Raw genomic sequence first — 12,379 nt, forward strand, 5'->3', positions numbered from 1 at the left:
GACGTTCATGGCTGGAGTCACCAAAGTAAAAATAAAAGAGTCAGCAGAGGAATTACGTGAACTGCTGAGAAAACAAAAAACAGCATTAGGTAAAGAACGTATAAGCGCGTTGTATTTATTGAAAATAGGGCAGGTAAAGACAATACAAGATTTGGCTGTGGTGTTGGGAAGAGGGAGTGCGACAGTACAAAGGTGGTTAAAGGCTTATACAGAAACGGGAATTGTCAGTCTGGTATCAAGAAAAAAGGGTTCAGGGCGGCCGCCGCTCATTAACAAGGATGCTCAAGAACAGCTTTTAAAAGAATTAGAAGAACCGCAAGGATTCAAAAGTTATGAAGAAATCCGAACATGGTTAAAAGCGGTGGAGGGTGTAGAAGCGTCATACAAAGTAGTACATGACACGGTGCGTTATCGAATGAAAGCGAAGCTAAAAGTGCCGCGTGCAGTAGGGATAAAACACAAAGAAGAAGCAGAATCAGAGTTAAAAAAAAACTGCCTCAATACTTAGAAGTGATTAAAAAACACGTTATTGCACCAATAGATAAAAACAGAAGAATTAGATATTGGTGTGAAGATGAAAGCCGTGTTGGGTTGAAAACTGAAGCTGGCAGATTAATTACAATAAAAGGTGTCAAGCCTGTTGGTATTATGCAATGGAACCGAGATAATTTTTATTTATATGGATTAGTAGAACCATTAACTGGAGAGTATTTTATCTGGGAATTCTCTCATTTAAATGCAGCTTGTTTTCAGATTTTTTTAGAAAAGTTTTCTGCCACTTATGCCCAAGATATACATATCATTCAGTTAGATAATGGTGCTTTTCATTTTAGTCAGCATCTACAGATACCAGAGAATATAATTTTATTGTTTCAACCTCCACATACACCGCAAGTTAATCCTATCGAGCGATTATGGGAGGAAGTTAAAAGACATTTAGCTTGGGAGAGCTTTGGAACTTTAGATGAATTGAGGCAATTTATCTGGAAGCGTTTGGAGAAATTAAACACATCAATCGTTGCTTCTATTACAGGTTGGGATTTTATTCTTGATGCTTTATTTGAATCAAATTTTTCGTGAATTGGTATAACAAACTAATTTACAGTCTGCGCTTTGGTGGGGTCATCGATGACCCCGTTAATACCTGAACCCATCAACAACTAGCTCGAAGGAGTTTATCCCCATGTCTCACATTTCTTCTAACCACAAGCAAGATCGTGGCCTACCCACGCACGGCTCTGAGCCAACGGTTCCCGCTAAGAGGAGAACCATGCTTGCTCACAAGCCCCACGTCCGAAGCTCGCTAATGATTGGGGCGGTGATATTGGTTCTTAGTGCCTGCGGCCAGCCCACATTCGGGCACCCGTCAGAGCCAGGAGGAAAGATCCCTGCGGATCTGAAACGCTTCTACGACCAGAAGCTGACCTTCGGCTCGTGCGAGGGCTATGCCACCACGGATGCCGACGCTAAGGACTTCGCCAACGACACCTTCGAATGCGCCCGGCTTGAGGTGCCGCTCGACTACCAGAACCCCCGCGGGCGAACCGCGCAGATTGCACTGCTGCGCGTACCGGCGAAGGGCAAGCCGAGCAAACGAATCGGTTCCCTGCTGCTCAACCCAGGCGGCCCCGGCATGTCCGGGATGAGCTACGCGGTTGAGGTGGCAGAAAAATTGGCCGACAGTCCGATCACCAAGCAGTTTGACCTGATCGGGTTCGACCCACGTGGGGTTGCGGCCTCGACACCAGCCCTAGACTGCTTCACCGATGCCGAACGAGAGGCCGACTTGTTGGTCAACTCGATCAACTCCGGGGGCAAGGACTACACCGACCACGAGACCCGTCAATTGTACCAAAAATGCGCCGAGCGTTCCGGCGGTGAGGACGTGCTGGCTCACGTCGGCACGCGCGATGTCGCCCGCGACATGGACGTACTCCGCGCGGTGTTCGGCGATGACAAGCTCTCCTTTTTCGGTGCCAGCTACGGTACCCGGCTCGGCGCGATCTACGCCGAAACCTTCCCGCAGAACGTCCGGGCCATGGTGCTCGACGCCGCGATCGACCCCACCATCGGCACCACCGAGCGTCGCCTCGTCCAGTTCGCGGGTTTCCAGCGTGCCTTCGACAACATGGCGGCCTTCTGCGCTAAAACCCCGACTTGTCCGCTCGGCACCGATCCCAAGCAAGCTAACGCTGCCTTCCAGCAGATCGTGCGGCCACTGATTGATAAACCGATCATCACCGCAGACGGACGCAAGGTCACTTACACCGCCGTAATTGACGGCGTGACCACTGGGCTTTACGGCGAGACGCTCTGGCCTGCGGTGATCAAAGCCATCACCGAACTCAAGTCCGGAAGCGGTAAAACCCTGCTGTTCTTGCGCGACATCCTCAGCCAGCGCAATGCCGACGGTAGCTACGGCAATAACTACGAGTCCCTGGTGGCCATTAACTGCCTCGACGAGGAACGCCACACGCCCGAGCAGGAGAGCGCGATGACGCGCGACATTTTCAAGGTCGCACCGTTTCTGGACACTGGCCGACCCGTCAACGCCCGCGACCTCTGTGAGCATTGGCGCGTGAAACCCACCCTCGGCTACCCCTACGCCCAGAACATCAAAGGACTCCCTAAAACCTTGGTCGTGTCGGTCACTCGCGATCCGGCCACCCCGCACGAGGGCGGCATCAGCCTCGCCAAGACGCTCGGCGCGAGTCTGCTGACCGTCGAGGGCGAACAGCACGGTGTAGCCCTCACCCCCGGCAATGCGTGTGTCAACGACATCGTCGCCGACTACCTCATCGGTCTCAAAATCCCCGCAGACGGCGCTCGCTGCGTCCTTTAGGCGCGTTGGGACACTAAGCTAATCGTCACTCATTTTTCCAGACTGATTTGCTTGTAGTAAGGGCTTGAACCCTATTTTATGCAACTTAAATGCTCATTAGCTTAGAACACCGATTCAGTAATCAGGATGAATGGAAACACTGCGCCCAGTTTTAGAATTAGTACAACGTTCCCTTACCGGACAAGTTGCACAAATATCCCTCTTGTGTCACTTTAGGCGGAAGAAAAATAGAATTCGGGGTGAGCCAGGAATAGAAAAATTGGAGAAGTTAGCCTATAAACAATGGATTGAAGTTGAGAAAAACCCAAAGACAGTTGAGGAATAGGAAAGACTGTTAACCAGGGATATATGAGGTTGAATAAAACATGCATGTTGAATAATTAAACGCAGATTGTTCAAAATATTCTTCCAGCCTTTACCGTTATCCCACCAGGGATGAGAAGCAAATTGTGATTGAGGTTTAGGAGGAGATGGACGTATCTGTTCTGAATGAAGACTAACTAACAAGTAGGCACTACATACAATCTCCCACCCTTCGGGTTCGCCAGTCGCTCATGGGGGAAACCCCCAAGACCGCGCTGGCTCACCATCGCTCAATATCCTCATAGCGAGTAAAACGATAATCCGCCCAACCTAATTCGTTTTTACTTTGCTTTAAGCCATATTCAACCCAAGTTCTTAACCCATAAAAATTCCCAACATCTCTTGGTGTAATATCTGGAAATTTACTCATGACATACCAGGTCGAGTTTCCAGGTAATGTTTCAGTATCTGTGGTAATTTGCCAATATCTATGTTCTTCACGTTTTCCATGAATTATTTCTCTAATGAACCGATTTTCACTGTCCAGATCAGAGAATACTCGTTTAAATCTCTGCCACTTTAAGTATTGAGTGTACTGCCCCTTACCCAGGTCTACAGAATGGTTTGAGCGAATTGCAACTAGATAATTTAAATCTAGCTCATCTAATACAGATATAAAATTTGTACCGCTCTCCCCATATAAACTGTCTGCCAGTACTAAGTTGAATTTGAAACCCATCAACTGTAGCTTTCTTATTAGCATTGCCCCAATTTGAGGCTTGGTAAGATATTTATCTCCTGGCTTTAATTTTTCTCGTGGCTTGTATACTTCAAACAGTAAAGGAAAAGTTCAGTTGATTTCTCTTCTGTTCCCCTATTACTGAATCGGTGTTCTAGCCAAAACCTCACCTGCTCAGGTATGCGGTTGCCAGAATCGCAACTCGTCCCTGGAATAAGTTTCAGTCTTTTTCAACTCATTGCGCCAATGCTCCCAGGCGACAACTACTTTATCCCCCATCTCCTCTACAACTTCGCCCCTCTGCAAATACAAAGTACGGTACGGGTCAGCGTGCGCGACAATAGAACCGATGCCAATCGTGCGGGGTTCAGTGGATGAGTTTTCCAGAGTTTTGATTGACTCTTTTTCCTGGGTGGTAAGTTCTGCCCAGTAATCCGATTTAATCACCTCATATTCTTGGGCAACGCTCCAAAACTCCTGCCATGTACACCCAGGCTTGGACAACACCTGCCTAATATCGCTAACTGCCTGGGGCAACATTTCCAATTGTTCGGCTCGATAAGCGATCGCCTCTGGAGTTGGACTACTCCCCAGGATTATCGCCGCTGCTTCGAGTGCTTGGGTGTTGTTCATCGCGCTGGCGAGATTCTTCAAAGCCATACCCATGAGCCGTAAGCATTCCTGGGCATTCTCTTTGGGTGGTTCAACAGCCAGCGATCGCAGATCAATAGTTTTCTCCAGTGCCTGTTTCACCTGCTTGTTCAGTGCCTTGGTTGCTTGAGCCGTCATGGTGTTCCCCCACTGTTGGGTAAGACGTTGTTCTACAGCGTTTTCTAATTCCTGAATACGTTGCTGCAATCGCTGATTCTCCAGTTCTAGCTGGCGTAACCCCTCCATTTCGTCTAGGCGCTGCTGTAACTTGATGTTCTCTGACTTCTGCTGCTGATACAGTTTTTGGGATGATTCAAGTTGTTCTCTTATTTGTGCTTCGGCTCTGGTGTTGGCTTCTGTTTGCAGACCAATCCTCAACTCCTGCTCCAAGCGCTCTAGCTCCCGTCTGTGCTGATCTTAAAGTTCAGCAATCACTTCGGCGTATTCTTGGGGGTATCTGCGCTCCGTGGAAAATGACACAATTGTGTCATTTTCATCAGTCAAATCACGATTGTTTACCAGCAGTCTTTCGCCATCGCTAAAAGTGACAATCTGCTGTGAAGTGTTTGGTGCGTCTGCCTCAATTACCCCGGATTCACCGTAACGGGGATGAGATTGTGATGAAATCTTGACTGATTGACACAATTGCGTTTTGGGTTTTTCCTGTGTTGTGGTATTGGTTTTATTAGTGTCCGACGTGCATTTTAGTACAACCTTCTGGACTGCTTTGGCGAAATCTGCGGCAGTGGGGAAGGGTTTTTCTTTGGCGGCGATCGCTACGACTTCCTGTAACTTGTCGGGAGTTTTGACTAGCCGGAGTAATGGGCGAGTTTGAGAAGGTTTGGTAATTTTTTCTCTAAGCGACTGTGGCAGAGTGTCAACCACTTTAGAAGCTGCAAGTAAATCTCTTACACGACGGTAACCACCATATCTGGTAAGTTCCTTTTCGCAATAACTTTCAAAACTGGTGTACCCAGCATCCTTAAAATAGCGATTATCTGGCATCATCTGCAATTCTTCTATTGCCTGCCACTCGAATCGATCAATGGCGGCTAAGGTATCGAGTATGCTGCTGTTGAGACTACTGTAATCGAGTGGTGGTGTTTGTTCGCTTTTTTGTGTCAGCATCGCTCTCTCCTATTTTCAGCGGTAGGAGAGGTGCTTAAAAGTGTGCTAGGCTGACGCAAGGTTTCTTCTTGCCCTGCCTGTATTTCACCAAGGAAAGTATTTCCGCCCTTATGCAATAGAATTATTTGATGGCCAATAAGGTAATTGGCTACTGTGCATAATTTAATAAAATTTGATATTATTTGATTGTCCATAGTCTTAACCGATGATCATTTGGGCATCCCCGCTCTAAGTTTTCCAGGCTATTAGCGGGGATTAATTTTTAACTATTCACCAAGCAATACTGAATTCTTTAGCTCATAAGATAAAGTCTTTTGCCAATCTTATATCCTGTTGCTACAAGGATAAAAGAACCTCTATTGAGATGAATAAGCACCTCCCAGCCAGAATATACGGAAGAAATTGCTAATTGGATTATAATGCATTGTATTCATTTATAATGCATTGTGGTTTAAGAAAAGTTAACCCGCCTTGTCAGTTGACGGAGGCGGGCTTTCTTTCATTATTCGCAAGACGAGATCACGTTGTTGCCTGAGAGATTCATTTTCTTCTCTCAGGCTGCTAATTTTCCCTCCAATTCTTGCTCCAATTTATTCATGCGTTGTTCCACAAGTAAAAGCGTTTGACGCATCGTTTCTAGGCTAAGTGCTTCATCTTGCTTTTGCGACTGTTCCAAGCTCTCTAAAGCCCTTGCCAACAGTTCATTAATTATCTGTGATGGTTTCTTACCAGCTTCTCTGGCAAGGCTTTCTATTTTTGCCTTGATTTCGCCGCTAGTACGGAAACTTACCTGTGCATCAAGTTTCATAATCTCCATGTATTGTGTTGCAGTGCATTTATTTGATCGAAGTATATCTCTACTTGAAAATATTGAAAACTTTTGTAATGCAAACCTGGTTTTTGCACTGCAAACGCATTACAATGTATTTATAAGGTGAAATTAAAAAGCGACCGCCACAGTCTGGAAAACAAAGCGATCGCCTTTTAGATTTCCCACCTTCTACAGATGGAGTAACCATAATAATGACACACGGAACGTATACCCAACAACAGCTGCAACTCAAGTCCATAGCTCGGCTCAAAGAAATCTACAGCCAGATTGGTGCTACCGTTGAAGTTACAGACAAACGCTGCAAAGATGCCTGGATAAACGCAATCACCGCTCACCAATCCTCCCAACTCCACAAAGTCGATGAACAAGCGATTGCCCAAGCTGAGCTAGAGCTTCACATTGAAGCACAAGCGCAAGCTGTAGCACCAGAAGAATTTACAGTTGTGGAAATCAGTTTTTACGATCACGAAATATATTGCGCTTCAAAGTTGATTGCAACTATCACCTACGACGACAATCACTTGACTCAGCGTTGGGTAGTGATGGTGAATGGCAAGGAAGTATTCCGCCGTGGTTGGTGGCAAAAGTGTTTCAACGATATCTGCTGGCATTACAAGCGGGGGACTTTATTCGCTCTGTTACCTGCCACCACTCCATCGCCAGCTACTGAAGAATCCGCATCAGCAGACGATACGACAGAAATAATCACAGCACAGCAACCCCTGGGTGAATGGGACTTCAGCATTCCCAAATGGAATTTACCTGCCGCCATCTGCCCTACCTGCAATGGAGTTGGCTGTGGCAACTGCAACTACCACGGGATTCGTGCGGTGGACTTGTGCCAGCCCCAAGATGACTATCGGCTCCACTACCTGGGACGTACTGATATTCAGACTGCTTACAATGTTTACAAGGGTGACGAACAGCTGGGGATTGTGTTCAGAGTCCGTAACAGTGATTGCTTTTGGGAAAATGACTCAGCCACGTATTATTGGCTGAGTCAAGCTAATGCAAAATTTAGTTATGTGAAAGATAGTATCGAAAGTTTAGAATTAGGAAAACTTCATCAGGTACACAATACAGTACCCCCAAAGTTAGATTCTCTATTCGGGAGCTATTTGGAAGTCGAACAAGGTATTATTGATGAGGGCATAAACTATGATTATCAGACAGTACATTTTATCCCTATCAGTATTAACAAAAGTCCAGAATTAGCTCCTATTACTAATATAGATACGCCTGATACTAGTACTATCCCGATGTGGAAGTGGATGCTAGAATTCGAGACTCAGACTGAGGAATTAGTCGCGGCATAAGAAAATAGGAGTGGGCTATTGTAGCGTTTCTTAAGCAAATAAATACACTAAGTTTTAGTTACTAAGGTTAATAGCCTTGAAAATGTACTTTGCTCCCATCAGAAACCGCTATATTGCCCACCTATGAATTACTTTTTCTATGCACGTTCTTTCTCTCTAACTTTTTGACTGATGGCTTCGACTAACTCCGGCATATTTTCAAACTCATCCTGGTCTATTTCCTGGAGCAATGAAGTTAAATCTACTGTTTTATCTTTTGTCCATTGGATTTCTCCATCAGTTCCTGCTGTGCTGAGGATTTCTTCTTTAGTAGCAGGAAAATCTACACCCGCTAGTGCTTGAGTGACAGCTGCCACTCCATAAGCCTCTCCTTTATCTGGGCCGCGATGTTCGCGTTTGTTGTTAGATTTACTAGGCATAAGATTCACCTGATTAAACAGGGATTGAGATATTTACTTCCTAAACTAAAGTTACTCACTAGTCCAGCCTTCCATCTTTAGACTTAGTTTTTACTTCAGAAAAGCAATGAATTCTCTTAGTTATTTTATTAAAGTCAAATTCAATCAAGAAACACAATTATAAAGCTTTATACAAACAAAATCCCTCAATCTTTACCCGATTGGGCAGTTATTACATCGACAAGCTCTGATTTGATTGAGATAGAAGTCAATGTTATCCACATAGAATTTCAATTTCTACTAAAGCAATTGAAAACAGAAATTCAACCAGGAGTTACTGGTATAAAAGCTACTGACTTATATAAAATTCTTAGTGCAAGAATTGTTAATAATAACTAGGGAATTAATAACTAGTGTTTTTCACAATTTAGTTAGATTAAAGCAATGGATATTTTTGAATAGCATTGCACGGGAGTTACAACAACAGCTTTATCAACAGGGATATGCAATGGCTAGAAACAAAAAAGTGGAACTTTATTCCACCCAAACTATATCTTGATTTGTGCTAGTAGGTAGATTTAATGACGAATTACTACATCTTTAAATTGGTTAGACTCTTCATGCTCTTGGCTAAAATGATTGATTACCTCTGTTGGAGTCAGTCGTCTAACCTCTATTTCGGATCTAATTGGCTGTAATACAGAATTGATACTGCATTGAGACTCATTAGCCTTTCTATATACGTATCCTGAAATCATTCCAGGTATCCGAAAATAATCGCCTATCCGTAATTGAGAGAAAGTCATAAGAGCCACCTACTTCTTACAACGGCATTTTCTAGATTAGCGTACTTTGCATTTAACTTAATGTGTCCCAAGAGTGCAATTGCATGAACTATACATTACAAGGAGAAGACATTATGCCGAGAAAGAACTCACATCCCACTACACAAGATAGCTCTTCTCTATGCCTGCAATATATAAAGCGTTGTGGGGGTAGCGCAAGACTCAGCAGCATCCATTTTAGTATTGCTGTGATTCAAACACTGATAAATAACAACACAGTGAAGATTACGAATACAGGTTCAGGAATTTATGTGGAGGTAAACGACGTAGCATGAGAACACGCCAAAGAATTCAATCAGCCTCTAGCAAAATAGTTCTTCGCCGCCGTACTAAACGAAGATTTAACCCCAGAATTTTCATTGATCGCACCGTTGAAACAGCAGCAATCGTATCATTACTGACTACTGGATTTTCGGGAGTAGGAGCGATGGCTTGCTGGGGAATGGAAATTGTCGAAATGAATGCCAATCCCAACATCATTATCTCTGGTTGGCAGTACCAAAAAAACATCTGCCTCGGAGGAATGCTGGTGAGTTTTTCAGCTTTTTTGGGGAGTGCTTTAATCGGAGCAAGCTTTAGTATTCACCAGGACAAATTTTAGAGGTGTCGCTGTATGGAAATGAAACTGTCAACATCAGAAATTCGCGCTATCTTACAAGGCTGTCAATGTACTTTGCGCTTCGTAGGGAGTAGTAAGGATTATCGTCAGCTGCAAGGCTCACCTGACTTTTCAACCTCGAATGATATGGTTCTTAACAATGTTGTGAACACTTTGGGTGAGTTAATAGAGGCGATTGATGATGTGGAACAATTAATGCACCAAACAGGGGGATATGAACGTAGAACAGGAGATTAAAGATGCACTCGGTTTAAGTCATCCTGAAATCGTACTAGAGCTTTTACCAAAAATTGAACCAGAGCCACAACCAACAGTAACAATTTACGACTTTGCAAACCTGTTGACTAAATATGAACTACCGAAAAAAAGACGGGAAATAACAAGCGGTGATCTCCTCTTGATGCGCTCGCCTCTGGCAGATATTTTGCCATCACCCATAGCGGGTGCTTATGCCACCACTTCACATCTTCATTCAAAACCAAGAAATTTATTTATGAAACGACCACACCTCGACTACGCCTTTCGGCTACGCTCAAGACAGGCTCGGCGACCACAAATCATTGCTATTTGCATTACTGGAGCAGCTGCTACTATTGCCGTTGGGTATTTTGGTGTAAAGTTTTTGGGAAGAAACACGATGTACGCCATCAGTGGGGGAACTATTGGGCTGGGTGTGGGTACATATGCAATTCAAGCTTTGGAAAAGAAAAGGACACGGCAGGTGAAAATCGAGCAGTTGATTAAGGGAAAAGTTTAGTGAAGAAGATGATCAAGAGGGGCGGTCATTGTATTGCAGCGATTTTAACAATGCGATCGCTAATTCTAAGACTTTATTTCGCTCCCAAGTAGGAATTTGCTCAAGTACATACTCAATAACAGCCTCTGGTGGCTCATCAGGAAGTGAACCGACGCGTAACAAAGCATCGTTTGTACTCCTGATGATTTTTTCTAATTTTTCTGGTCTGCTGATACCGGGGATAGTGTCTAGTATCTCTATGACTGAATCCCTTAATGTGACGTTTTGAAAACCTTTACGTGGCATAAGGAAGAACTTCTTTGTTTGACTATAGTACTGTACAAAGCCACTTAATTAAACAAGAATGCCAAATTCAGAACAAGGAAGTAGCGTTTCATTGTTGATATTCCCGCACTTAAATCATTGGCAGGATTAGCTTTGACTTAGCTAACGAACTTTTTATACCTCCTCAAAGGCTAAGTTCTTTTGAATAACTAACGACTGTAAAAGTACAGTACTATTAAGATGAGTACAGTAGATAGCTGTTAGAACTTTGTCTCTCTAAGACAACAGAAGATGGAGTAATAAAAATTATGAGTTTATTAGAGTTTTTAAATAAGTGGGAGTTATCCCAGGATTACGAAATTATAAACTTGTTGGCAGCGTTTTTCGAGCGTGATACAAGAACAATACAACGCTGGCAGCAAAAAACTCCGAGATATGCAAGATGGGTACTAAATCAGGTAAATAAAGCGTGGGAGGAATCAGGAAAAAGTTATCAAATTTTTTTTGAGTTCTGATGGACACTTGTAAGGATTCAGGTCTAATATTGAGGAAGTAAAGAAGGGCGAGATAGAGAATTACTAGAATCAGCAATTAGAGCTTGTGTAAAAAAATCAATGACAGACCTACCTTGACGGCGACAAATCTGCACCACTGTCAGCAAATTAGCAGTATGTTGAAACCGCTCCATCGAACGGGAACCACCACTAACTTTACGTTTGGTGACAGCTAAACGCAGCGTTCGCGAAGCGTGTCCGAAGGACTCTCGTTCAGCCTGATTGTTATCAGGAGGCACTTCAGGGTTATCTAAGAAATACCACCATTGATGAGCTTTATCGCGCAAAGAACGTAAAAGCTGCCCGGCTTTTGCTCCGGCTAAGTTAATCCATTGATCAATAGAGGATTGCAACTTGAATTTGAATTCATTGACCCAATCGTTGTAAAGGCTGGAATTAAGAGTTTCAAACCCGAAGAGCGTAATTTCTAAAAGCTTCATCAATTAAATTAACGAATGCTTTACCAATAACTTGGTTGTGAAGACCTGGAAGTTGAATTAATTTCTTGAAGTGACGGCGTAGATGTGCTAAACATTTCTGTTGAGCAACAGCTTGATAGCCGTTGTAAACGCTAAAATCATCGCTGCTGAGTACGCCTGTATATTTAGTGCCTAAAATTGTTTCTAACTCGGATCGTGAACGAGTATCAGCCGCAGTAAATAGGCAGAATTCAGAATTGGCAACTACCCACAGCCACTCTTTAACTCCCTTGACTGACCAAGCAAGGTGTTTCATCCACATGAATGTTAGGCTGCGTCTGTTTTAACCAACTACTTAACTCAGTGATGCTCGGTTCAATTGCCCCAGTTATTCGTTCATTGGTTGCAACTAACGTCCCCAGCCCAATATCGATTTGCCCCAGTTCCCACAACATTTCCTGCTGTTTTTCATAGGGCATATGTGCATAGTTATTTGCCCATCCTAAAAACGCCTGTAATTTCACCCCTAAATCTTGTCCTGGAATGATATCTTCTGGCCACTGGGCAGCTTGTACATTGCCACAACTCTCACACACGCAGGTTTGGCGTTGGTACTTAACTATTTCTATGGGATGTTCCACTAATTGCGCTACTGACTGTTTTTCTACTTTTAATGCAAGAGGAGCAAATGCTTTGTGACCCTTGCGGGGGG

Annotated in this window: 15 protein-coding genes and 2 pseudogenes; 9 read left to right on the forward strand and 8 right to left on the reverse strand. The window is 43.9% G+C overall.

Annotation, left to right across the window (positions count from 1 at the left end; translation table 11 throughout):
* Window positions 1-7 precede the first annotated feature (7 nt).
* The 3 genes from WKK05_RS04020 to WKK05_RS04030 all read left to right on the forward strand — a co-directional run bounded on the left by WKK05_RS04020 (window position 8) and on the right by WKK05_RS04030 (window position 2,842).
* Window positions 8-508: a helix-turn-helix domain-containing protein gene (locus WKK05_RS04020; RefSeq protein WP_341527206.1), complete on the forward strand. Its 501-nt coding sequence runs from the start codon at window positions 8-10 to the stop codon at window positions 506-508.
* 2 nt (window positions 509-510) lie between these two features.
* Entirely contained in the window at window positions 511-1,080 is a 570-nt protein-coding gene (locus WKK05_RS04025; protein WP_341527207.1) for an IS630 family transposase, read from the forward strand.
* Window positions 1,081-1,306: 226 nt separating this feature from the next.
* The gene (locus WKK05_RS04030) at window positions 1,307-2,842 is read left to right on the forward strand and encodes an alpha/beta hydrolase (RefSeq protein ID WP_341528503.1); all 1,536 of its coding nucleotides are present in this window, start codon (window positions 1,307-1,309) and stop codon (window positions 2,840-2,842) included.
* Window positions 2,843-3,054: 212 nt separating this feature from the next.
* Here WKK05_RS04030 and WKK05_RS04035 read toward each other — a convergent pair.
* The 4 genes and pseudogenes from WKK05_RS04035 to WKK05_RS04050 all read right to left on the reverse strand — a co-directional run.
* A pseudogene (locus WKK05_RS04035) lies at window positions 3,055-3,995 on the reverse strand (transposase); the annotation flags it as partial.
* Window positions 3,996-4,058: 63 nt separating this feature from the next.
* Window positions 4,059-4,925, reverse strand: coding sequence for a hypothetical protein (locus WKK05_RS04040; protein ID WP_341528504.1), 867 nt, complete (start codon window positions 4,923-4,925; stop codon window positions 4,059-4,061).
* Window positions 4,926-4,952: 27 nt separating this feature from the next.
* Window positions 4,953-5,663, reverse strand: coding sequence for a hypothetical protein (locus WKK05_RS04045; RefSeq protein WP_341528505.1), 711 nt, complete (start codon window positions 5,661-5,663; stop codon window positions 4,953-4,955).
* 553 nt (window positions 5,664-6,216) lie between these two features.
* Window positions 6,217-6,471 (reverse strand): hypothetical protein, encoded by a 255-nt coding sequence (locus WKK05_RS04050; RefSeq protein ID WP_341528506.1) that lies wholly within the window; start codon window positions 6,469-6,471, stop codon window positions 6,217-6,219.
* Between the two features lie 215 nt (window positions 6,472-6,686).
* Here WKK05_RS04050 and WKK05_RS04055 point away from each other — a divergent pair, with 215 nt between their 5' ends.
* Complete coding sequence (locus WKK05_RS04055; protein ID WP_341528507.1) at window positions 6,687-7,811, forward strand: hypothetical protein; 1,125 nt, start codon at window positions 6,687-6,689, stop codon at window positions 7,809-7,811.
* A gap of 137 nt (window positions 7,812-7,948) precedes the next feature.
* Here WKK05_RS04055 and WKK05_RS04060 read toward each other — a convergent pair whose 3' ends face one another.
* Together WKK05_RS04060 and WKK05_RS04065 are read right to left on the reverse strand one after the other, a co-directional pair.
* Window positions 7,949-8,230, reverse strand: a complete 282-nt coding sequence (locus tag WKK05_RS04060) for a DUF5785 family protein (protein WP_341528508.1) — start codon at window positions 8,228-8,230, stop codon at window positions 7,949-7,951.
* A gap of 557 nt (window positions 8,231-8,787) precedes the next feature.
* A complete protein-coding gene (locus tag WKK05_RS04065; RefSeq protein WP_341528509.1) occupies window positions 8,788-9,015 on the reverse strand; it encodes a hypothetical protein in 228 nt (75 codons plus the stop codon).
* Window positions 9,016-9,128: 113 nt separating this feature from the next.
* On the opposite strand from WKK05_RS04065, the gene WKK05_RS04070 reads away from it, so the two are divergent.
* From WKK05_RS04070 to WKK05_RS04085, 4 genes are read left to right on the forward strand one after another with little or no spacing between them, the layout of a single operon-like run.
* Window positions 9,129-9,329 carry a hypothetical protein gene (locus WKK05_RS04070; protein WP_341528510.1) on the forward strand — a complete coding sequence of 67 codons (201 nt, stop codon included), beginning with the start codon at window positions 9,129-9,131 and terminating at the stop codon, window positions 9,327-9,329.
* The gene (locus WKK05_RS04075; protein WP_341528511.1) at window positions 9,326-9,655 is read left to right on the forward strand and encodes a hypothetical protein; all 330 of its coding nucleotides are present in this window, start codon (window positions 9,326-9,328) and stop codon (window positions 9,653-9,655) included. The genes WKK05_RS04070 and WKK05_RS04075 overlap by 4 nt, the downstream gene beginning before the upstream one ends.
* A gap of 12 nt (window positions 9,656-9,667) precedes the next feature.
* Window positions 9,668-9,910: a hypothetical protein gene (locus WKK05_RS04080; protein WP_341528512.1), complete on the forward strand. Its 243-nt coding sequence runs from the start codon at window positions 9,668-9,670 to the stop codon at window positions 9,908-9,910.
* On the forward strand, window positions 9,888-10,430 hold the full coding sequence (locus WKK05_RS04085) for a hypothetical protein (RefSeq protein ID WP_341528513.1): 543 nt from the start codon (window positions 9,888-9,890) through the stop codon (window positions 10,428-10,430). The genes WKK05_RS04080 and WKK05_RS04085 overlap by 23 nt, the downstream gene beginning before the upstream one ends.
* 12 nt (window positions 10,431-10,442) lie before the next feature.
* Here the strand turns inward: WKK05_RS04085 and WKK05_RS04090 are convergent, their stop codons facing one another.
* Window positions 10,443-10,715, reverse strand: a complete 273-nt coding sequence (locus WKK05_RS04090; RefSeq protein WP_341528514.1) for a hypothetical protein — start codon at window positions 10,713-10,715, stop codon at window positions 10,443-10,445.
* Window positions 10,716-11,002: 287 nt separating this feature from the next.
* Between WKK05_RS04090 and WKK05_RS04095 the strand changes: the two genes are divergently transcribed.
* On the forward strand, window positions 11,003-11,209 hold the full coding sequence (locus WKK05_RS04095) for a hypothetical protein (RefSeq protein ID WP_341528515.1): 207 nt from the start codon (window positions 11,003-11,005) through the stop codon (window positions 11,207-11,209).
* Window positions 11,210-11,232: 23 nt separating this feature from the next.
* Here WKK05_RS04095 and WKK05_RS04100 read toward each other — a convergent pair.
* Window positions 11,233-12,368, reverse strand: a pseudogene (locus WKK05_RS04100) (IS66 family transposase); the annotation flags it as partial.
* Window positions 12,369-12,379 lie beyond the last annotated feature (11 nt).

Source organism: Nostoc sp. UHCC 0302 (assembly GCF_038096175.1).
Lineage (GTDB): Bacteria > Cyanobacteriota > Cyanobacteriia > Cyanobacteriales > Nostocaceae > UHCC-0302.